The following is a 20,562-nucleotide window of genomic DNA, read 5'->3' on the forward strand; positions in this document are numbered from 1 at the left end:
GTGCCGTCGTCACCTCAGGCTAGCGCGGGCGTGAGCGCGGCGGCATCGCGTTTTGCGCCGGACGCCGCCTAGCTCGCTGCGTTTCGTATCGTGTAACTTCGTTTCCATTGCCCGGCGCAGGGAAGGGACGTTCATGGGACCTCATCCGCACGGCTGGTGGATCGTCCTGCACCTGGTGCTGTTCGTCTTCTGGCTGGGCGGCGACCTGGGCGTGTTCTACTCCAGCAGGTTCGTCCTCGACCCGGCGTCCACCCCCCAGGCGCGGGCCACCGCGTTACGGATCATGAGCGGCCTCGACCTCGGGCCGAAGATCTGCCTGGTGCTCTTCCTGCCCAGCGGGGTCACGCTGATGGCGCTGGAGCCGCACGGGGCCGAGCTGTTCGGAGTGCGCTTGTTCCCGCTCTGGTCGGTGGTGCTGGTGTGGGTGCTCGCGCTGGGGTGGCTGGCGCTGACGGTGGCCGATCACCGGACGCACGGGCGGTTCCCGGCGGTACGGCGGGCCGACTGGGCGATCCGGCTGGGGCTCGTCGCCGTGATCGCCTGCTCCGCCGTCTACACGCTGGTCGCCTCGCGGCCGTTCGGGGTGGAGACCAACCCCCGGTGGCTGGGGGCCAAGCTGTTGCTGTACGCGCTGACCATCGCCGCCGGGCTGGGGATCCGGCTCAAGCTGCGCGCGTTCGGGCCCGCGTTCGCGGCGTTGAGCGCGTCAGGGTCGACGCCCGAGGTGGAACGCGCGTTGCGCGGCTCCGTGGACGGCTGCCTGCCGTATGTGTGGACGATCTGGGCCGGAGTGCTGGGGGCCGCCGTGCTGGGGGTGCTGAAACCGGGCGCCACCTTGTGACAGGCGCGCGGGCTCAGCCGTGGTAGCCGAGCCGGGCCGACAGGCGGGCCGCCGTCTCCAGCAGCGGCTGCGCCGCCTCCTGCAAGTGCGGCTTGAAGCGGGTGGCCGGGCCCGCGACGCTCACGGCCGCGATCACCAGCCCGTCGTGGTCGAAGATCGGCGCGGCGACGGAGGCGGCGCCCTCCTGACGCTCACCGAGCGAGGTGGCGTACCCCCGGCGCCGGACGGTGGCGAGCTCGGCGCGCAGCTTGTCGGGCTCGGTGATGGTCTTCGGGGTGAGGGCGTCGAGCTGGTGCCTGACCAGGTACGCCTCCACCTCCTCCGGCCGGAGGAAGGCGAGGATCGCCTTGGAGGAGCTGCCCGCGTGCAGCGGGTAGGGGATGCCGAGCGAGACCTCCATGCGCAGCTCCTGGGCGGGCACGGCCTGGTCGACGTACAGGCGGGTGTCGCCGCGCCGTACGGACAGGGTGACCGTCTCGGCCGTCTGCTGCGACAGGCGGCGCAGCTCGGGGCCGGCCATGGCGCGCAGGTCGGTGCGGGCCATGTAGGCGCGGCCGAGCGCGATGGCGGCGTGCCCGAGGGAGTAGCGCCTGGTGACGGGGTCGAGCGCGATGAGCTCGCGGCTGCGCAGGGCCGTCAGGATGCGGTGCACGGCCGCCTTGGTCAGGTCGAGCTCGGTGGCGATCTCGGTGACGCCCAGGTCGGGGCGGCTGCTGCGGCCGAACAGCAGCAGGACGTCCATCGCCCGCTCCACCGACGCGATGGACCTGCTCTGGCTCTCGGTCTCGGCTTGAGCGCTCACCCGCCCAGTGTATTTCCGTGAGCCCGGGTCGAAGCCACATGATCCGCCGGTCCACCGCGGCAGGCCGCCGACCGCCTTCGCGGTCAGCGGCCGCCCGGCCGGCTCGCACCGCTCCGACGAGCGCGCGCAACAGCCCGCCGGCGTGCGGGTGCGGGTGCGGGTGGCGACGGGGCGCTCAGCTGACGCCGACGCAACCGGCGAGGGGAACCTCGGCGAGGAACGACGGAGCCGTTGGATCAACGGCGGGCGTGGAGTTGATGGTGTGCGTGGTGAGGCACTCGGCGATGACGATCGGATCGACGACGGCGTTCGCCGCGGGCGCGGTGAAGCACACGGCGGAGCAGAGGCCCGCCACCGTCAGGGAGGCGATGGCGAACAGGCGCTTGCTGTGCTGCATGGGGGTCCTTTCCGGACGAGCGATGATCGTGCGTGCCACTGATCTACCGGTGGCCCGTCTGCACCCAGTTGCCGTCGTGACAGGTGAAATAGTTGGTTCCGCTCCAGTCCCAGGCGCCTTCCCCGTGCTGGTAGTAGGTGCGGTTGAACCAGCTCCAGTAGCAGCCCTGCTCAGCGTGAGCGGTGCCGGTGAAGCCCGGCGCGAGTGCGGCCAGGGCCGCACTGGTGGCCAGGACGGCGGCGAGTTTGCGGGCATGGCGTGTCAAGGGGTCCTCCCGACCGTGCTGGATGCCTCTGGTGTGAGGCGTCCCGTGGTTGCAGGGTCCCCGCGGCCTCCCGGGATGCCAACGGTAAGTAATCAATCTCTTACTATTGGTGACTGTTCTCTCATGACGCCGAACCAGAGGCCCACGGTACGGAGACCGCGTCACATTGACACCCAAGAGCCAACTCGTTACCTTCAGCGTTACAGCGTTTCCCATGTTGAAACAGCGAGGAGCAGTGGCGACTGACGGCGAGGCCTTCCGCGCGGTCATGGCGCAGTGGCCGAGCGGCGTGGTGATCGTGACCACCGGGAGCGGGGGCCATTGGCACGGGATGACGGCCAGCGCCTTCTCCAGCGTGAGCCTCGACCCGCCGATGGTGCTCGTCTGCCTCGCGCGCGGCACCCGCACCCACGACCTCGTGAGCGGGCACGGCGCGTTCGCGGTGAGCATCCTCGGCAAGGACCAGGCGGTGCTCGGCAGCAGGTTCGCGGGGCCGGACGCCGACCGGTTCTCCGGGGCCGCCTGGCAGACGGGGCGGACGGGGTCGCCCGTGCTGGCCGACGCCGTGGGGTGGCTGGACTGCCGGGTGGCGCACGCGTACCCGGGAGGGGACCACACGATCTTCGTCGGGACGGTGCTCGCCGCCGCGACGCCGCGGCAGGTGCCGCCCGTGCTGTTCCATTCGCGAGCCTGGAGTCAGCTCGCCGATCCGCTGCCGGAGCGGATCTCGGTCGCCGACACCGGGCTGGTCGCCGTGCTGCGGGCCCGGGGGTTTCCCGAGGTGCGGGTGGCGGCGCTGGCGCGGGGGTCGCGGTGTGCCGGGGTGCGGGTGCGGGTCTTCGACGGGTACGGTGACGCGCTCCGGGCCGGGGATCTCGACCTCGCGACCGCGTCCGGGCTGGTCGTCCGGCCGGGGCAGGTCGCGGATGTGGTGGCGGCCGGGGCGGGGGCGGTGGAGTTCCGCGCCAGCGACACCGGAGCCGGGACCGGGGCGCTGGTGGGGGCGGCGCGGGAGGCCGGGTTGACGGTGGTGGCGCGGTTGCCCGACGCGTTCGCCACCGGCGGCGAGCGGCGCGTCGTGGCGGAGGTCGCCCGCCTGGCCGCGCTGGGCTGCGACGAGATCGCCCTGGAGGAGGGCAGGTCGCCCGCCACGCCCCTCCGGCTGCGCAAGCTCCTGCAAGAGGCGGCCACCGTCGCGGGAGGCGCCGCGCTCAGGGTGGCGCTCAGGGAGCGGCACGGCATCGGCCTGGTGAACGCGCTGGTGGCGATGAAGAGCGGGGTGTGGCGGTTCGACACCACGCTGGGCGGCGTGGACGGCGCGCTGCCCGCCGAGGACGTCCTGTTCCTGGCCGGGGAACTGGAGGTGACCAGCACCGCGGACCGGGCCGCGCTGGTCGCGGGCGCGGCGGAGCTGGAGCGCTCCTGGGGCTCGGTGCTGCCGGGACGGACCTATCGATTCGCGGACCAAGCACACTGACGCACTGCGAAGGGGCGAACGTGACCGACACGCTGACGGGCGAACGGCTCGTCGACGACATGACCGGGGCCGAGCGCGACAGGGCGCAGCGCGTGGAGTCGGTGCTGCCCGCGCTGCGCGCCGCCGCCGCCAAGGCCGACGAACAGGCCCGCTTCCCGATCGAGCACGTGGCGCTGCTGCGGGAGGCCGGGCTGCTCGGGCTGGTGGTGCCGCGGGAGTACGGCGGGCTCGGCGGGACGCTGCGCGACCTGGCGGCGGCCACGTACGCGATGGGCACCGCCTGCCCCTCGACCGCGCTGGCGTACTTCTTCCACAACACCAGCGCCTCGCGCGGCCTGCTGCCGCTGGAGGCGATCGAGGCGGGCCTGTTCACCGGCGAGGAGGTCCCGGTCGTGCGGGCCTTCGCCGAGAAGCTGCTGACCAGGATGGCCTCCGGCGCGTGGCTGGCGAACTTCGCCTCCGAGTCGGTCAAGAGCTCCGGCGCCAACATCACGATCGCCACCACCGCCCGCCGTACGGAGGGAGGCTGGATCCTGGACGGCGAGAAGTCGTTCGGCTGCGCGACCGGGGTGGCCGACTACTACCTCACCACGGCCAAGCTGGAGGGGCACGAGACCGCCGACGGCCTGGTGACGTTCTTCGTGCCGCGTGACGCCCCCGGCGTCTCCGTCCGGGCGCCCTGGGACGGGCTCGGCATGCGCGCCACCGCGAACAACGGCATCCGGCTGGACGAGGTGTTCGTGCCCGCCGACGAGGCCCTCACGATCCCTGGCGCGTTCACCCGGATGTTGAGGATGAGCCGCGGCAGCTTCGTCGGCAACCAGCTCGCCATCGCGGCCGTCTACACCGGCTGCGCGCAGAACGTCTACGACGTCGTGATCGAGCAGCTCACCGGGAAGACGTTCGCCGACACCGGGCGGCCGATCGCCTCCTCCCCCGTGCACCAGCAGCTCATCGGCGAGATGACCGTCCAGTTGGAGACCGCCTTCCTGTGGTTGCGCAGGCAACTGCTGCTGGAGACGTCCGAGCCGCCGCTGCGCCCGAAGGCGGAGGTGTTCCGGCAGTGGCGCCTGGGCAAGGGGTCGGTGACGGAGTGCTGCTTCCAGGTGGCGCTGACCGCGTTCAAGGCGTCGGGCACGTCGGGGGCGATGATGGGCGGCGTCGTCGGGCGGGCGCTTCGCGACCTGGCGATGGGTCTGGTGATGACCTTCCCGGCCGAACGCGGCCGGCTGGAGGTCGCCCAGCTCGTCACCCAGGACAAGGAGAACGAGCTGTTCGCCGTGGCGGACCGGCCATGATCCGCGACCTGGTGGACGGGGTGTGGGCGGACTGCCCGGACGATCTCGGGTTCGACCTGGAGGACCCCGCCACGGGAGAGGTCAGGGGGCGGGCGCTGGGCTCGTCCGGGGAGCGGGTCGAGCGGGCGCTCGCGGCGGCGGCGCGCGTCCCGCTGCCGTGGGCGGCGGCCGAGCGGCGGGCCGAGCTGCTGGAGGCGGCGGCGGACGCGCTGGCCGGGCGGGTGGCGGAGATCGCCCGCCTGGAGTCGTACGCGACCGGGGTGCCCATCCGGCAGACCGCCGGCCTTGGCATGATCGTGCACGGGTCGTTCGCGCTCGCCGCCGCGCAGGTGCGGGCCGGGCTGCTGCTGTCGGTCAGGGACGGGGTGGAGGTGCACCGGCTGCCGTGGGGGCCCGCGCTCTGCCTCGTCCCGTGGAACGCGCCCGCGCCGATGGCCGCGCACAAGGCCGCCAGCGCGCTCGCGGCGGGCTGCCCGGTGATCGTCAAGGTCAGCGAGTACGCCCCCGACGGCACCCAACTGCTGGCCGAGGTGCTGCACGAGGTGCTGCCGCCCGGCGTCTTCCAGCTCGTCCACGGCGGCCCGCGCACCGGCGCGCGGCTCGCCGCGGACCCGCGGATCGCCGCCGTGTCGTTCACCGGCGGCCTCGCGGGCGGCAGGTCGGTCGCCGCCGCGTGCGCGGCCGGCCTGCGCCCCGCCCAGCTCGAACTGGGCGGCAACAACCCGCTGATCGTCATGCCGGACGCGGAGACCGGGGCCGCCGCCGACGCCGCCGCCCGGCTGCTCACCACGCTCAACGGGCAGTGGTGCCGCGCGCTGGGGCGGCTCGTCGTGCCGCGCGAACGGCTCGGCGAGCTGGTGGCGGCCACCGGAGAACGGCTGGCCGCCCTGCGGGCCGGGGATCCGCTGGCGGAGGAGACGGAGTTCGGGCCGCTCGTGCACTCCGGGCATCTGCGGCGGGTGCGGGAGGCGGTGGCCGGCGCGGGAGGGCGGGCGGTCTCCTACGGGACGGTGCCGGACAAGGGGAACTTCCTGGCGCCGACGCTGATCACCGGGGCCGACCTGGCCGAGGAGGTGTTCGGACCGGTCGCCGCCGTGGTGCCGTACGACACCGTGGAGGAGGCCGTGGCGGTGGCCAACGCGACCCCGTACGGGCTGGAGGGGTATGTGACGGGCGGGGACGAGGAGCGGGCGCTGGCGGTCGCCCGGCAGGTCAGGGCGGGTGAGGTGAAGGTCAACGGGGCCAGCGTGATGAGCCTGCACCTGTTCACACCGCGGCCCGCCTGGGGGCTGTCGGGGGTGGGTGAGGAGGGGACGGCGGAGAGCGTCCTGTTCTTCACGGGGGCCCGGGTGGTCGGAGTGGAGCGGACGCCATGAGGCGCCCAGCGGCCGGAGCGCGGCTGTGAGGCGGGTGCTGGTGGCCGGTGCCGGGCCCGTGGGGCTGGCGGCGGCGCTGACGCTGGCGCGGGGCGGGGTGCCGGTGACCGTGCTGGAGGCCGGGGACGGGCTGGCGGCGGAGTCGCGGGCGTCCACGTTCCACCCGCCGACGCTGGAGATGCTGGCCTCGCTCGGCGTCCTGGACGAGCTGATGGCGCGCGGCCTGGTCGCCCGCACCTTCCAGTACCGCGACCGCCGCGGCGGCCCCATCGCCACGCTCGACCTGGCGGTGCTGGCCGGGGACACGCCGTACCCGTTCCGCGTGCAGTGCGAGCAGAGCAAGCTCACCCCGATCCTGCGCGAGCACGTCGAGCGGCTCGGCGGCGAGGTGCTGTTCGGGCAGGAGGTCGCGCGGGTCGCCGCCGAGGAGGACGGGGTGCGGGTGACGACCGGGCGCGGCGGGCACTTCACGGGCGACTGGCTGATCGGCGCCGACGGCGCGCACTCCGCCGTGCGGCGCTGTCTCGGCATCCCCTTCGAGGGCCTCACCTATCCCGAGCGTTTCCTGGTCGCGTCCGTCCGCGAGGACCTGGAGGCCATGCTGCCGGGCCTCGCGCCGATCAACTACGTGTTCGACCCGGACGAGTGGCTCGTCCTCCTGCGCACCCCCGACCACTGGCGGGTGCTGCTGCCCACGCCGGACGGCACCGCCGACGAGCAGGAGCTGGCCAGGCTTCCCGGACGGCTGCGCGCGGTCGCCGGCCCCGGCCGGGACTGGGAGGTGGCGCACGCCTCGCTCTACCGGGTGCACCAGCGGGTGGCGGCGCGGTTCATGGACGGGCGGGTGCTGCTGGCGGGTGACGCGGCGCACGTGAACAATCCCCTCGGCGGGCTCGGCATGAACAGCGGCATCCACGACGCGGTCCTGATGGCCTCCTCGCTGGTGAACGGGGCCGTCGAGGTGGTGGGCGGCGCGGCCGTCGAGGCGGTGGCCGGGCGGAGGCGGGAGGTGGCGCTGGGGCACGTGCAGGCCATCAGCCACGGCAACTGGGCGAGGATGCGCTCCCCCGGCAGGCACGACGAGCTGCGCGCCCTGGCGGCCGACCCGGCGGCGGCGCGGGCGTACCTGCTGCGCGCCTGCCTGATCTCGTCGCTACGGCCGTGATCACCAAGGAGAACCCGGCGCGGACCACCGAGGTGGTGGGCGTGCTGCCGATCACCGGCCCCGCCGGGGTGGACGCGGCCGTCAGGCGGGCCGAGGCCGCGCGCCGCGACTGGTCGGCGCATCCGATCGCCGGCAGGGTCGCGGCGCTGCGGCGCTGCGCGGCGGCGATCGCGGGCCGGGCGGAGGAGCTGGCGGTGCTGCTGGCCAGGGAGTCGGGCAAGCCGCTGGCCGACTGCAGGGGCGAGATCGGGTTCGCGCTGGCGTACCTGGAGTGGGTGTGCGAGCGGGCGCCGGACGTGCTGGCGGAGCGGGTGACCGACGACGGCGCGGGGCGGCTGGTGACGCGGCGCAGACCGTACGGCGTGGTGGCCTGCGTGACCCCGTGGAACGCCCCCGTGATCCTCACCATGACCAAGCTGGCCCCCGCGCTCGCGGCCGGGAACACGGCCGTCGTCAAGCCGTCGCCGCTCGCCCCGCTGGCGGCCGGCGCGGTCGCCGCGGCGCTGCCGCACGTCGAGGTCGTGCACGGCGGCGCGGAGACCGGGCAGGCGCTCGTCACCCATCCCCTCGTCCGCAAGGTGGCCTTCACCGGCGGTGACGCGGCGGGCCGGGCGATCGCGGCGGCGGCCGGTGCGATGCTGACGCCGTCGGTGCTGGAGCTGGGCGGCAACGATCCCGCCGTGCTGCTGCCGGACTTCGCGCTGACGCCGGACGACTACGAGCGGCTGGTGATGGCCTCGTTCGCGACCAGCGGGCAGGTGTGCATGGCCGCCAAGCGGCTGTACGTGCCGCGGCGGCGGGCCGGGGAGTTCACGGAGGCGTACGTGGCGGCGGCCGAGCGGATCCTCCTGGTGGGCGACCCGCTCGTGCCCGGCGTCACCATGGGGCCGGTCATCTCCGGTGAGGCCGCCGCCAGGGTGCGGGAGCTGGCCTGGGGGCGGGGGGTGGCGGTGCCGCTGGGGCGGGCCACCGGGGACCTCAGCGCCGGATATTTCGTGACTCCGGTGCTGGTGGGCGGGCTGGCGGATGACGATCCGCTGGTGGTCACGGAGCAGTTCGGGCCTGCCGTGCCGCTGCTGGTGTACGACGGCGAGGAGGAGGTCGTGGGCCGGGCCAACGCCAGTGAGCTGGGGCTGGGCGCGTCGGTGTGGTCGGGGGACGAGGAGCGGGCGTTCGCCGTGGCGGGGCGGCTGGAGGCGGGGTTCGTCTTCGTCAACACGCACAACAGGACCGGGATGTCGCTGCGGGCTCCGTTCGGCGGGGTCAAGCGGAGCGGGTACGGGCGTGAGTACGGGGAGGAGGGGCTGCTGGAGTACGTGCAGACGGCGGTGACGCATGCGCCGGCGGCCTTTCGGCCCGGGGGTTCCGGAATGCCCGCCACCGCCTACCCGGATCGCGCCTGAGCCGCCCCGCGAAGGCCGGAGCGCGCCTGAGCCGGTCGCCGCGGGGTGTCATCCGGCGGCGGCCGTCCGGCGAATCCCCCACACCGATGCGGTCGAGGAGGGCTCATGGGGAGCTGGCCGTTCGTGGGGCGGGATGGGGAGCTGGACACGATCCGGGCGTGCCTGGGGCGAGGCGGCGCGCAGGACGGCGGATCGAGGGGCGGCGGATCGAGGGGCGGCGGATCGAGGGGCGGCGGATCGAGGGGCGGTGACACGAGGAACGACGAGGTCGGGAGCGGCGGGGACGCGGAGGGGATCGTGATCTCCGGTGAGGCGGGCATCGGCAAGACCCGCCTGGCCAGGGAGATGCTGGCGCTGGCCGGCGACCTGGGCTGCCACACCGAGTGGGTGGCGGCGACGGCCTCCCTGGCCGCGATCCCGTTCGCCGCCGTGGCGGGCCTGCTCCCCGCCGGGCACGTCCCCGACGGCCAGGGCCTGCCGGTGCTGGCGGCGGCGGCACGGGTGCGGGAGCACGGCAGGGACCGGCGCGTGGTCGTCGGGGTGGACGACGCGCACCTGCTCGACACCGGGTCGGCCGCGCTCATCGGCCATCTCGCCGCCCAGCACCTGGCGTTCGTGGTGGCGACCTGCCGGGCGGGCGAGCCCGTCCCCGACACGATCACGGCACTGTGGAAGGACGGCCAGGCGCCGTGGCTGGACCTCGGGACGCTGCCCGCGTCCGCCGTGGACCGGCTGGTGGACCACACCCTGGACGGGGACGTGGACGGGGTCACCCGCCGCCGTCTGCGCGACCTGGCGGCGGGCAACCCGCTGGCGTTGCGCGAGCTGCTGTCGGCGGCCGTGGCCGGGCAGGCGCTGCACCGGCGGCACGGCGTGTGGCACCTGGCGGGGCACTACCGGCCTCGCGGCGCCGTCCAGCAGCTGCTCGCCGACCGGCTGCGCCCGCTCGGCGCGCGCACCCCGCTGGTGCTGGACCTGCTGGCGTGCGGCGAGCCGCTCCCGCTGGCGCTGCTGGAGCGGCTGGTGGACGCGGCGGCGATCGAGGAGGCGGAGGCGCACGGGCTGGCCGTGTCGGAGCGGGCGGGCGAGCGCGTGCAGCTCAGGCTGGCGCACCCGCTCTACGGCGAGGTGCTGCGCGCCGGGTTGTCTCCGGGCCGTGCCAGGCAGTTGTGGTGGCGGCTGGCGGGGGCGCTGCTGGAGACGCCGCTGCGCCGCCGCGACGACCTGTTGCGGGCCGCGCTCTGGCAGGTCGAGGGCGGGGCGGTGGCGCGCGCGGACATCGTGCGGACGGGCGCGCGCCAGGCCGTGGACCGGGCGGATCTGGCGCTGGCGGAGCGGCTGGCGCGGGCCGCCGGGCAGGCCGAGCCGTGCGTCGAGGCGGACGCGCTGCTGGCGCAGGTCCTGGAGTACCGGGGCCGCAGCGCCGAGGCGGCGGCCGTGCTGCGCGAGCAGCCGCCCGCCGGGGACGAGCTGCCGGCCTGGGCGCTCGCCCGCGCCGAGACCCTGTACTGGGGCAGCGGCGACGCCCCCGCCGCCGAGCGGACGCTCGACCTGGTGCGCGGCCTGCCCGGCGAGGACCTGGCCGAGGGCGTCCGGACCTGGATCCTGCTGTTCGACGGCCGCTGCGCCGCCGTGCTGGAGGTCACCGAGCGGCTGCTGTCCGCGCGCTCGGCGAGCGCGCAGTCGGCCATCTGGGCCACCGCCGCCGCCACGGCCGCCGCAGGCTTCCTCGGACGGGCCGCGGACGCCGCCGCCTATCACCGGCGCGGCCTGCGCCTGGCCGAGGAGCGCCGGGCGGAGCTGCCGTGGGGCGTGGTCGAGCTGAGCATCGCCCGGTCGCTCGCCCACCTGGCCATGGGCGAGCTGGACGCGGCCTGGACGGTCGCCGACGAGGGGTACCGGCAGGTGCTGTCCGGGCAGAGCCCGATGATGTCGGCCGGGCACGTCGGGCTGCGCGGGCTGGTGGAGCACGCCCAGGGCAGGCCGGACAGCGCCGGGCGTTCGCTGCGGGAGGCCGTCAGCGCGCTCGACGGCCGCGACACCTTCCGCCTCACCCACCTGTTCCTGGCGGGGCTGGCCGCCGCCAGCGCGCTGGGCGGCGCGGGGGCCGACGCGCGCGGCTGGATGGAGCGCGCCGAGGCGACAGGCAACGACGCCAACCGGCTCTTCGCGCCGTGGACGGTGCTGGCCGGCGCCTGGACGCTGGCAGCGGAAGGGCGGCTCACCGACGCCACGCACACCGCCGCGTACGCCGCCGACCTGGCGCGCGGCATCGGCCTGCCCACCGTGGAGGCGTCCGCCCGCTACGACGTGCTGCGGCTCGGCGGGAACGGCGAGGGGCGGCGGCTCGGCGAGCTCGACGGCGTCCTCGGCACGCCGTTCAGCGGGGCGCTGGCCGCGGCGGCCGGGGGGCTCAGGCGCGGCGACGGGCAGGTGCTGTCGGCTGCCGCCGACTCCCTGGTGCGGCTCGGGCAGCGGCTGCTGGCCGCCGAGGTGGCGACGGGGGCGGTGCGGGCGTACCGGCAGGCGGGGCTCGCGGGGCGGGCGGCGATGGCGTCGGAGCGGGCGGCGGCGTTGCGGGCCGGGTGTGAGGGGGCTGTCACGCCGCTGCTCCATCATGAGCGCGTCACGGCGGTGCTCACGCGGCGGGAGCGGGAGGTGGCGTTGCTCGCCGTGCATCACAGCAGCCGGGTGATCGCCGAGCGGCTGGGGTTGTCGGTGGCGACGGTGAACAACAATCTGGCCCGGGTGTACGGGAAGCTCGGGGTGGGGAACCGGGCCCGGCTCGCGGCGCTGCTCGACGCCGCTCCACCGGGCAACGGGACCGCGGGTCCGCCGGGTGACGCGCGCGGAACCGGCGGCTCCTCAGGCCGCGAGTGATGGACCGGCCGGCTGGTGTGCCGGCCGGTCCTGAGGGTGCGCGGTCAAGCCGCTCGCACGTCGAACGAGACCGTGGCCCTGGCCTGCGAGGTGTTGTACACGCACGCCGACACGGCCACCACGTCCGCCGGCACCGTGATCGGCTGGTCGAAGGCGGTGCCGGTCACGTCGAGGATGGTGCGGTTCTGGTCGTCCTGGTCGACTCCGGAGATCTTGAACCGGACGGGCACGTCCGAGCTCGCCACGAACCGCAGGCTGCCCGAGACGAGCCCGCCGCAGAAGTTCCCGCCGCTCACGTGCGGCGTGAGCACCGCGGTGTGCGGCCCGACCCCGGCCTGCCCGGCCGGGTCCTTACCGGTCATGGTGAACTTGACGACCATGCGGAACCCGTCGGTACGCGGGTTAGTCGCGCACATCCGGTAGAAGCGGAACCCGCCGTCCGGGTGGGTGACGGTCGGGTAGGTGTCGATGTCGGCCGTGACCCGGCGGAAGATCTCCGTCTCCGCCCCGCCGGCCGTGGCGGCGGCTCGTACCGTCCACACGGCGGGCCCGTTGTTGTTGGTCGCGTGGATGACCACTCCGGCACCCGACCCGGTCTGGTCCGTGCAGACGGTGCTGCCCGGGGCGATCCAGCCGGCCTCGGCCTGCGCGGGAACGGCCACCAGTGCCACGCCTACGAGGCCCGCCACCAGGGCCAGGGCCAGGACCGTGATGCGTCTTGTCACCGATGTGTCTCCTCCCACTCAAGGGTCCGGCTACAGCGTGATCGGTGGCGGCGGGCCGCGATAGATGAACGGCTCTCATCCATCGCGACGCCGCCGGGGCGCGGGTTCATCACAGGCCGTTGACGGAAACCGTTCAGCCGCCGGTCTCGTAGTCGACGACGGCGCGCGCGGCCAGCCGGGGGCGCAGCCAGCCGGCCAGCTCCAGGTGCGCCGGGTGCTCCTGGTAGCCGCGCAGCGCCTGCGCCGACTCGTGGACGGTGGTCATGCACAGGTCGTACGAGACCGGCGACCCGACCACGTCCAGGCCGACCGTCAGCTCCTTGATCTGCTCGACCCGCCCCCGCAGCCCTTCGAGCAGTTCCTTGGCCCTGGCCGCGTCGCCGGGGTCGGCGAACTTCATCAGCACCACGTGGGTCAGCACGGGCCGCCTCCTCTGGACATTCGCGTATGGTTCGCGAGATCCTACTTGTTGGAAACAGCGTTTCTCCAGAGGTAACAGGAGGCCGCGTTGGTGCGCGTCGCCGCAGTGCAGTACGAAGTCGGCACGGATCCGCAGGCCAACCTCGCGGCCGGGCTGCGCCTGATCGACGCGGCCGCCGGCCAGGGCGCCGAGCTGATCGTGCTGCCCGAGTTCTGCAACCACCTGTCCTGGTACGAGAGCCGCGAGCACGCCCGAGCGCTGGCCTGCCGGCACGGCGACGCGTTCCTCACCGCGATCGCCGCGCGGGCCGCCCGCCACCGCGCCCACATCAAGATCGGCGTCACCCTGGCCCGCCAGGACGGCCGCACCACCGGCGCCTCCCTGCTCTACGGCCCCGGCGGCGAGCTGCTCGGCGAGGCCGACAAGCAGGTGCTGATGGGCGCCGAGAACGACCACCTCGACCCGGGCGACACGGCCGGGCCCGTGGTGCGGACCGCGGTGGGCCGGCTCGGCATGTACGCCTGCATGGAGGGCGTGATCTGCGAGGTCACCCGCGGGCTGGCGCTGCGCGGCGCGCAGGTGCTGCTCAACAGCCTCAACTCCTTCGCCGTGGACGAGGCCGCCCTGCACGTGCCCGTCCGGGCGGCGGAGAACAAGGTGTGGGTGGTCGCCGCCAACAAGGTCGGGCCGCTGATCCCGGCCGATCGGCTGGCCCAGGTGAGCGCCGGGCTCGGGGTGCCGGTCGAGTGGCTGCACGGGGCGGGTGAGAGCCAGGTCGTCGCGCCGGACGGCACCGTGGTGGCGCGGGGGCCGCGTACCGGCGAGGCGGTGGTCGTCGCCGAGATCGACCCGCCTGCCGCCGACGCCGAGCGCGCCCGCCACTTCGCCACCCGGCGGCCGGGCCGGTACCTGCCGCTCACCGCGCAGGGCCGCGAGCGCACCGGCCCGCCGGGCGCTGCGACGCTTCCGGTCGCGGTGGTGCGCGGCGACGCGGGGCTGGTGCGGCGGGCCGTCGATGAGGGGGCCCGGCTGGTGGTGCTGCCCGAGGGCTCGGTGGTGACGGCGGAGGAGGCCGCGGACGCGGTGAAGGGGACGGACGCGCACGTCGTCACCGGCGCGGGCGTTCTGGTGGCGGCCGGCGGAGCGGTCGCGCGGGTCGACGACGTCTACGACCTGTCCTGGGGCAGACTGGCCGTGATCACGGGGAGCGCCGCACGGCACCCCGAGGAGTTCAGGCTCGCCGCCCTGGCCGACGCCGACGTGGTGGCCGTGCCGTTCACCCCGGCCGAGCCCTGGGAGCTACGCCTCGGCCTGCTGGAACGTTCGGCGGAGAACCGGCTCAACATCGTCGCCGCCGGCCAGGACGGCCCCGGCGGCCTGGCCGGGGCGATCCTGGCGCTGCCCGCCGACTTCACCCTGTGGACGAGGTGGCAGGGCCCGTTCACGGGGCAGATCAGTCACCCCATGGTGACTCACGTCAAGAACTCGGATCTGCTCGTCCAGGGCGCCGTCTCCCCCGCCCGGAGCGTCAACCGGCTCGTCTCGCGCGGCACCGACCTGGTCGCGGGCCGGCCGTGGCGGCTGGCGGGCGCACTCGTGGAAGGCCCCAGCGAAGGAACCCCCGTGAAAGAAACCCTGCAGCACGTGGAGCAGATGCTCGACGAGTCGCCCGTGATCGACGTCACCGAGACGTTCGAGCGGCTCAAGCGCATCCTCGAAGAGCTCAAGGCCAGGATCGACGCCAGGTTCGAGCTGAGCGCCGACCCGGCCTCGCCGGGCGCGTACGGCACGCATCCGGACGGCCCCGGCGGGCGGCTGGACGCCTACGCGGGGCCGGAGATCGACTGGCTGGTGCACTCCTGGCTGGGCAACCCGACGGCGAGCTTCGCCAACCTGCACCTGACCGCCTGGCTCGGCCCGCACGTCAGGGTGCCGCACCTCGGCATCGCGCTGCTGGTCTGGCCGGAGGGCTGGTTCTACCAGGACTTCATCCCCCGGGCGAGCCTCACGGCCGACGGCGGGCACTTCGACCGCTACTACGCGCCGCTGGACGCGCAGTGGCTGGCGTTCAAGGAGGAGAACCCGGACTTCGCCTGGTTCACCAGCCGGGCCGGGTTCATCCGCGCCAGCCTGTCGCCGAACGCCTACTGCTACTCCTTCCCCCGCTCGCCGGGGAACCTGGACATCGTGCGGGACCTGCTGCACGCCCGGGTCGGGCGGTGGCTGGAGTGGGTGGACGAGGCGGAGCCGGTGCCTGAGGGTGAGCGGGCGGCGCTGGCGGCGGCCGACCTGGCGGTGCGCCGCAACATCGCCGAACGTGACCCGGCCAACGTGATGGGCGTGCGTTACTTCGGGCAGGAGCTGACGGACCGCCTGGTGCGGGGCCTGTGGGGCGGCGACCGCACCCTGCCGAGGCCCTCATGAGCGTGTCCGAGCCGATCGTGCGGTCGTTGTGGTGGGCCGCCAGGACCGGCGGCGAGCCGCCCTTCGACACCGCCCACCTCAAGGTCCACTACCCCGCCGCCCCCGGCGGCGACCGCCTGACCGGCGTCTTCCCCCCGCACGGCGGCCCGTACCCGGTGGTGCTGTTCGTCTCGGGCATCAACGTCGGCCAGGACGCCTACCGCTGGCTGGCCGTCGAGATCGCGAGCGCCGGCTTCGTCTGCGTGACGTTCGACCGGGTCGGCGAGCTGTTCGGCGGCGAGCACGGCCTGACCCCCGGCGTGGACCTCGACGCCGCCGCGCCGGCCGCGTACGGCACCCGCCCGACCTGCCCCGCCATCGGCGCCGTGCTGGCGTCGCTGAACGAGATCGAGCTGCTCAAGGGCGTGCTCGACCTCGACAGGGTGGCGCTGGGCGGGCACTCGGCGGGCGGGTCGGTGGTGCTGCAGTCGGCCCGGCACTTCCCGCAGGTGCGGGCGGTGTTCGCGTACGGCGCGCACACCATGGTGGCGACCATGCTCGGCTGGCCGCCGGGGACCGTCCTGCCCGCCCAGGTGGACTGCCCCGTCCTGCTGTCGGTCGGCACCCGCGACGGCGTGATCTCGGGCAGCGCCGACCGCTACGGCCAGGAGGGCCACGGCCACGACCCGGTCACCCGTACCTTCGAGGAGGCTCTGAGCGGCGGCGAGCACCTGCTGGCCGTCCTGGAGGGCGCCAACCACTTCGCCGTCGCCGACCCCGTCGATCCCACGGCGGCGCGCGCCTTCCTCGACCTGCCCGCCACCGCCGACCGCCGCCCCGAGCTGGCCAGGCTGATCACCTCCTTCCTGCGCGCCCACCTGCACGGTGACGCGCGGGCACGCGCGGCGCTGGACGGGCTCGACCTCAGGAGGAGCCATGCTTAAGAACTTCTGGTACGCCCTCGAGTTCAGCCATGCCGTCGAACGCAGGCCGCGCAAGGTGACGTGCCTCGGCCAGGACTTCGTCCTGTGGCGGCGCCGCGACGGGCAGGTGGCCGTGCTGTCGGACCTGTGCGTGCACCGGGGCGGCGCCCTGTCCATGGGCACGCTGGCCGGCGAGGACCGCATCGCGTGCCCGTACCACGGCTGGGAGTACGAGCCGGACGGCACCTGCGTGAAGATCCCGGCCAACCCGCCGGGACGCGGCATCCCGAAGAAGGCGCGGGTGGACGCCTATCCGTGCGTGGAGCGTTACGGCCTGGTCTGGGCGTTCCTGGGCGACCTGCCGGAGGAGCGGCGCCCGCCGATGCCGCACTTCCCCGAGCACGACGACCCGGCCTTCCGCGCCGTCTACTGGGAGACGACGGTGGAGGCGAACTACGAGCGCACGATGGAGAACGTCGTGGACGCGGCGCACACGCCGTTCGTGCACGGCACCGCGTTCGGCAACCCGGACCGGCCGGAGATCCCCGACTTCGACGTCACGCAGGACGAGTGGCAGGCGGAGGCCGACATCCTGCTCAGCCCGCCGCCACCGAAGGGCCTGTGGGGGCTGCTGCGCTCGGGGGTGCGGCCCGAGCACGTGGTGGTCACCAACGGCTGGTACCTGCCGAACATCGTCAAGCTGCACGTACGGCTGCCGTTCGGCGACCTCATCCTGTACGACCACAACATCCCGCTCACGCAGGGCCGCACCCAGGTCAAGATCGTCGGCTACCGGAACTTCTTCACCGGCAAGTGGGCCGACGGCAACGCGCTCAAACGCATCGGCCGGATCTTCGAGCAGGACCGGCCGGTGGTGGAGTCGCAACGGCCCGAGCTGCTGCCGTTCGACCTGTCGGCGGAGCTGCACATCCGCAGCGACGCCCTCCAGGTCGCCTACCGGCGGCGGCGCGAGCAGCTCATCAGGCAGGGCTGGTGGGTCGGCGGCGACGACGTGGTGACGGGCGACGTGCCGCGCCGCCAGGCCACCGTCATCCCCTCGCCGGCCCGCCGCGAGAACCCGGAGCTGGCCCGCGCCTGGGTGCACAAGACACGCGGCACCGACGCCGAACCCGAGGAGGAACAGTTGTGAGCCTGCCCGCCACGCTGAGCGAGCACACCCTGGAACGCCTGGCCGCCGCGCTGGGCCTGCGGGCGGCCGAGGACCTGCCGCTGTCCTCGCCGATGTCGCCCGCGCCGGTCGGCCGCCTGCGCGTCCTGCGCCCGGCCACGGATGCGGACGTGGCCAAGGTGGTCGCGGTGTCGCTGGTGGTGCCGCCGATCGGCCTGGACAGCCACATGATCTTCGCGTTCACCCGTCCAGGCTCCGCGGTCCCGCACTTCACGCTGGACGCGGTCGCCTCGGCCGACTACCACGCCATGCACCTGGACCTGATCCCCCGCGCCGACCTCGCCGTCCACCTCGGCTACCTCGACGTCTGCTTCCTGCCGCTCACCGAGCCGCTGGAGAGCGCCTGGCGGCTGGACGGCCTGTCCCCGGCGGCGGTCGGCCCCCGGCAGCGGGCCATGATGTCGCCCTGGATGCTGGTCTGCCGCGCCACCGAGGAGGCGTTCGCCAAGCTCGGCCCCACCGTGGACACCTACCTCGACCACTGGCTGCGCCTGCTGGCCTCGGGCGTGCCACCGGCCGGCGAGGACCCGGCCGCCCGCGACCGCGCCAACCGGGCGAACCTGTTCTCCCCCGAGGTGGACCCGGTCTGGCACCAGGTCACCAGGCTGCTGGGCGAGGAGCAGGCCGAGCGCGTGCGCGGGGAGTTACTGTCATGAGCGGGCCGAGCGAGTGGCAGCAGCGCATCCAGGGCGAATGGCACGGCCGCCCGTCCCTGTTCGACGCCGGCGGCACCTGGCGGGGTTACGAGGACATCCGCCGTTCCTCGGTGTTCGACGCCGGCACGGTCACGTACTACATGGACGGCGGGCTGGAGGGCGGCGGGCCGCTGGCCGGCCGGTTCAAGCTGGGCGCGCCGTTCGCGTTCGGCGTGACCGACGCGGGCGGCGACCGCCTCTACACGGGCCCCGACTTCTACGGCGCGGGCACCCCGTACGGGGGCTTCGTGGACGCCCGCTACTACGGGCCCGGCTGGCAGGTGGACCTCAACACCTGGAACCAGACGATCGGCGACACCCAGGTGTACTCGTCGCTGCTGTTCCAGGGCCCGGCCGTGGCGGGCTGCTTCAACGGCCTGTACACGCGCGACCCCGCCCTGGTCGACGGCTGGCTGCGCGACGAGACCGTCAACGGGCCGGTGCCGTTCATCCTGCCCACGAAGGACGCCGGCGCGTACGGCGGCGCCTGCGAGGTGTTCGGCCCGGACCGCAAGCCGCTCGGAAGCGTGCGGGTCACCGTCGAACTGGAGCCGATCGACCTGCTCAGGACCCGCCACCACGTCACCTGGACGGGCGCGCTGGAGCGCCGCCACACGGTGGAGGTGCGCAGGGACGGGTTCCGCTCCTTCTGCGAGGGGCCGGGCGCGTGGGGCAACGCGCAGGCGTACGGCCGGGCGAGCTACCCCAGCCTGCACTTCGCGGACGGGACGCGGCTGGCCGGGCGCGAGTTCATGATGGACGCCACGCCCGGCATGGGCGCGGGCGCCACCCTGGCCGTGGCCTACGAGCTGTTCGAGGGCAACGCGATGGCCGCCGTCCTGCACGGGGTGCTGACATGGTCATCGTCCTGACGGGCGCCACCCGGGGCATCGGCCGCGGGCTGGCCGGGGAGTTCCGCGCCCGCGGCCACGAGGTGGTCGGCTGCGGCACCAGCGGCGGCGACGTGAGGTGTGACGTCCGTGACCGCGAGCAGGTGGCCAAGCTCTGGGACACGGCCGTGGAACGGCACGGCCGCGTGGACCTGTGGATCAACAACGCGGGCATCACGCACGCCCGCCAGCCGCTGTGGGAGCTGGACGCCGACGAGGCCCGGCGGGTGCTCGACGTCAACCTCGCCGGCGTGCTGAACGGCTGCGCGGTGGCGTTGCGCGGCATGGCGGCGCAGGGGCACGGCCACGTGTGGAACATGGAGGGCCTCGGCAGCGACGGCCGTACCGTGCCGGGCCTGGCCGTCTACGGCGCGAGCAAGCGCGCGCTCACCTACCTCACCCAGGCGCTGGCCAAGGAGGTGCCGCCGGGCGTCTCCGTCGGGCTGCTCAGCCCCGGCATGGTCGTCACCGACCTGCTGCTGCGCGACCTGAACCCGCGCTCGCGGCGGGTGTTCGGCCTGCTGGCCGACCGGGTGGAGACCGTGACGCCGTGGCTGGCCGAGCAGGCCGTCGCGCGGGCCCGCAACGGCGCCCACGTGCGCTGGCTGACCGGCCGCAAGATCCTGACCCGTTTCGCGCTGGCCCCGTTCACCGATCGGAAGGTGCTGCCATGACCGACGCGCTCGGCTGGCGCCGCAAGTTCGGCGTGATCGCCCCGTCCACGAACACCATCGTCGAGCCCGACTTCTACCGCATGACCGTGCCGGGCGTGACGGCGCACTTCAGCCGCATCCACATCCGCGACCAGAGCATGGCCGGCGACGAGGGCATGGAGCGGCTGCTGGAGCAGATCCGCGCCGAGATCGGCGCGGCCTGCGAGCGGGTGCTGACGTGCGAGCCCGACTACATGGTGATGGGCATGTCGGCCGAGACGTTCTGGGGCGGCGCCGAGGGGAACCGGCAGTTCGTCCGGCAGATCCGCGGCCTGACCGGCCTGGAGGTCGCCACCGGCGCCGAGGCGTGCGAGCGGGCACTGCGCCTGTACGGGGCGCGCCGCATCGGCGTCGTCACCCCCTACCAGCCGGTCGGCGACGAGAACGTGGTGCGCTTCTTCTCCGAGATCGGCTTCGAGGTGCTCGCCATCAAGGGGCTGAAGTGCCCCACGGCGGTGTCGATCGCGCACGTCACCGAGGCGGAGCTGCGCGAAGCCGTCAAGGAGGTCGCCACGGGCGCCGACGCGGTCGTGCAGTGCGGCACCAACCTGTCGATGGTCGGCCTGGCCGACGAGGCGGAACGCTGGCTCGGCCTGCCCGTCATCGCCATCAACGCCGCCACCTGGTGGATGGCCCTGCGCGAGAACGGCATCGAGGACCGGGTGCACGGCGCCGGCAGCCTGCTGCGGGAGCACTGAC

At 74.2% G+C, this 20,562-nt stretch carries 19 protein-coding genes; 14 read left to right on the forward strand and 5 right to left on the reverse strand.

From position 1 onward, the window contains the following. The first annotated feature begins 133 nt into the window (after positions 1-133). Complete coding sequence (locus FXF51_RS21180) at positions 134-841, forward strand: hypothetical protein (RefSeq protein WP_148436269.1); 708 nt, start codon at positions 134-136, stop codon at positions 839-841. A gap of 13 nt (positions 842-854) precedes the next feature. Here FXF51_RS21180 and FXF51_RS21185 read toward each other — a convergent pair whose 3' ends face one another. The 3 genes from FXF51_RS21185 to FXF51_RS21195 all read right to left on the reverse strand — a co-directional run bounded on the left by FXF51_RS21185 (position 855) and on the right by FXF51_RS21195 (position 2,305). Then, positions 855-1,643, reverse strand: coding sequence for an IclR family transcriptional regulator (locus FXF51_RS21185; protein WP_262379708.1), 789 nt, complete (start codon positions 1,641-1,643; stop codon positions 855-857). 175 nt (positions 1,644-1,818) lie between these two features. Then, the gene (locus FXF51_RS21190; RefSeq protein ID WP_148436270.1) at positions 1,819-2,040 is read right to left on the reverse strand and encodes a hypothetical protein; all 222 of its coding nucleotides are present in this window, start codon (positions 2,038-2,040) and stop codon (positions 1,819-1,821) included. A 43-nt stretch (positions 2,041-2,083) separates the two neighbouring features. After that, entirely contained in the window at positions 2,084-2,305 is a 222-nt protein-coding gene (locus FXF51_RS21195) for a hypothetical protein (RefSeq protein WP_148436271.1), read from the reverse strand. A gap of 235 nt (positions 2,306-2,540) precedes the next feature. On the opposite strand from FXF51_RS21195, the gene FXF51_RS21200 reads away from it, so the two are divergent. The 6 genes from FXF51_RS21200 (at position 2,541) to FXF51_RS21225 (ending at position 11,904) form a co-directional block, all read left to right on the forward strand. Further along, the gene (locus FXF51_RS21200) at positions 2,541-3,782 is read left to right on the forward strand and encodes a flavin reductase (protein WP_187414483.1); all 1,242 of its coding nucleotides are present in this window, start codon (positions 2,541-2,543) and stop codon (positions 3,780-3,782) included. A gap of 20 nt (positions 3,783-3,802) precedes the next feature. Further along, on the forward strand, positions 3,803-5,080 hold the full coding sequence (locus FXF51_RS21205; protein ID WP_148436273.1) for an acyl-CoA dehydrogenase family protein: 1,278 nt from the start codon (positions 3,803-3,805) through the stop codon (positions 5,078-5,080). Next, on the forward strand, positions 5,077-6,456 hold the full coding sequence (locus tag FXF51_RS21210) for an aldehyde dehydrogenase family protein (protein ID WP_148436274.1): 1,380 nt from the start codon (positions 5,077-5,079) through the stop codon (positions 6,454-6,456). Before FXF51_RS21205 ends, FXF51_RS21210 begins: the two co-directional genes overlap by 4 nt. A 25-nt stretch (positions 6,457-6,481) precedes the next feature. Next, entirely contained in the window at positions 6,482-7,621 is a 1,140-nt protein-coding gene (locus FXF51_RS21215) for an FAD-dependent oxidoreductase (RefSeq protein WP_148436275.1), read from the forward strand. Further along, a complete protein-coding gene (locus FXF51_RS21220; protein ID WP_148436276.1) occupies positions 7,618-9,024 on the forward strand; it encodes an aldehyde dehydrogenase family protein in 1,407 nt (468 codons plus the stop codon). Before FXF51_RS21215 ends, FXF51_RS21220 begins: the two co-directional genes overlap by 4 nt. Positions 9,025-9,129: 105 nt before the next feature. Further along, entirely contained in the window at positions 9,130-11,904 is a 2,775-nt protein-coding gene (locus tag FXF51_RS21225) for a LuxR C-terminal-related transcriptional regulator (protein WP_148436277.1), read from the forward strand. Between the two features lie 44 nt (positions 11,905-11,948). On the opposite strand, the gene FXF51_RS21230 is transcribed toward FXF51_RS21225, so the two are convergent. Together FXF51_RS21230 and FXF51_RS21235 are read right to left on the reverse strand one after the other, a co-directional pair. Further along, the gene (locus tag FXF51_RS21230; RefSeq protein WP_148436278.1) at positions 11,949-12,629 is read right to left on the reverse strand and encodes a hypothetical protein; all 681 of its coding nucleotides are present in this window, start codon (positions 12,627-12,629) and stop codon (positions 11,949-11,951) included. Between the two features lie 133 nt (positions 12,630-12,762). Further along, complete coding sequence (locus FXF51_RS21235; RefSeq protein ID WP_148436279.1) at positions 12,763-13,050, reverse strand: Dabb family protein; 288 nt, start codon at positions 13,048-13,050, stop codon at positions 12,763-12,765. A 90-nt stretch (positions 13,051-13,140) separates the two neighbouring features. Between FXF51_RS21235 and FXF51_RS21240 the strand changes: the two genes are divergently transcribed. Genes FXF51_RS21240 through FXF51_RS21275 form a run of 7 tightly spaced genes read left to right on the forward strand, consistent with a single transcriptional unit; the run spans position 13,141 to position 20,561 of the window. Next, the gene (locus FXF51_RS21240; protein WP_262379709.1) at positions 13,141-15,474 is read left to right on the forward strand and encodes a nitrilase-related carbon-nitrogen hydrolase; all 2,334 of its coding nucleotides are present in this window, start codon (positions 13,141-13,143) and stop codon (positions 15,472-15,474) included. Then, positions 15,471-16,397 (forward strand): alpha/beta hydrolase family protein, encoded by a 927-nt coding sequence (locus FXF51_RS21250; protein ID WP_187414484.1) that lies wholly within the window; start codon positions 15,471-15,473, stop codon positions 16,395-16,397. Before FXF51_RS21240 ends, FXF51_RS21250 begins: the two co-directional genes overlap by 4 nt. Further along, positions 16,390-17,526: an aromatic ring-hydroxylating oxygenase subunit alpha gene (locus FXF51_RS21255; RefSeq protein WP_148436280.1), complete on the forward strand. Its 1,137-nt coding sequence runs from the start codon at positions 16,390-16,392 to the stop codon at positions 17,524-17,526. The genes FXF51_RS21250 and FXF51_RS21255 overlap by 8 nt, the downstream gene beginning before the upstream one ends. Further along, entirely contained in the window at positions 17,523-18,221 is a 699-nt protein-coding gene (locus FXF51_RS21260; RefSeq protein WP_148436281.1) for a hypothetical protein, read from the forward strand. Before FXF51_RS21255 ends, FXF51_RS21260 begins: the two co-directional genes overlap by 4 nt. Further along, entirely contained in the window at positions 18,218-19,132 is a 915-nt protein-coding gene (locus FXF51_RS21265) for a hypothetical protein (protein WP_148436282.1), read from the forward strand. Before FXF51_RS21260 ends, FXF51_RS21265 begins: the two co-directional genes overlap by 4 nt. Continuing rightward, positions 19,117-19,824 carry an SDR family oxidoreductase gene (locus FXF51_RS21270; protein ID WP_148436283.1) on the forward strand — a complete coding sequence of 236 codons (708 nt, stop codon included), beginning with the start codon at positions 19,117-19,119 and terminating at the stop codon, positions 19,822-19,824. The genes FXF51_RS21265 and FXF51_RS21270 overlap by 16 nt, the downstream gene beginning before the upstream one ends. Further along, positions 19,821-20,561, forward strand: coding sequence for an arylmalonate decarboxylase (locus FXF51_RS21275; protein ID WP_148436284.1), 741 nt, complete (start codon positions 19,821-19,823; stop codon positions 20,559-20,561). Before FXF51_RS21270 ends, FXF51_RS21275 begins: the two co-directional genes overlap by 4 nt. Position 20,562: the final 1 nt, after the last annotated feature.

This window comes from Nonomuraea sp. PA05, assembly GCF_008086045.1.
GTDB lineage: Bacteria > Actinomycetota > Actinomycetes > Streptosporangiales > Streptosporangiaceae > Nonomuraea > Nonomuraea monospora.

Excerpts from the sequence above, each read along its gene's own strand:
- FXF51_RS21180 (WP_148436269.1), top strand. The coding sequence starts at position 134 with ATGGGACCTCATCCGCACGGCTGGTGGATCGTCCTGCACCTGGTGCTG.
- FXF51_RS21190 (WP_148436270.1), bottom strand. The coding sequence starts at position 2,040 with ATGCAGCACAGCAAGCGCCTGTTCGCCATCGCCTCCCTGACGGTGGCG.
- FXF51_RS21210 (WP_148436274.1), top strand. The coding sequence starts at position 5,077 with ATGATCCGCGACCTGGTGGACGGGGTGTGGGCGGACTGCCCGGACGAT.
- FXF51_RS21225 (WP_148436277.1), top strand. The coding sequence starts at position 9,130 with ATGGGGAGCTGGCCGTTCGTGGGGCGGGATGGGGAGCTGGACACGATC.
- FXF51_RS21250 (WP_187414484.1), top strand. The coding sequence starts at position 15,471 with ATGAGCGTGTCCGAGCCGATCGTGCGGTCGTTGTGGTGGGCCGCCAGG.
- FXF51_RS21255 (WP_148436280.1), top strand. The coding sequence starts at position 16,390 with ATGCTTAAGAACTTCTGGTACGCCCTCGAGTTCAGCCATGCCGTCGAA.
- FXF51_RS21265 (WP_148436282.1), top strand. The coding sequence starts at position 18,218 with ATGAGCGGGCCGAGCGAGTGGCAGCAGCGCATCCAGGGCGAATGGCAC.
- FXF51_RS21270 (WP_148436283.1), top strand. The coding sequence starts at position 19,117 with ATGGTCATCGTCCTGACGGGCGCCACCCGGGGCATCGGCCGCGGGCTG.
- FXF51_RS21275 (WP_148436284.1), top strand. The coding sequence starts at position 19,821 with ATGACCGACGCGCTCGGCTGGCGCCGCAAGTTCGGCGTGATCGCCCCG.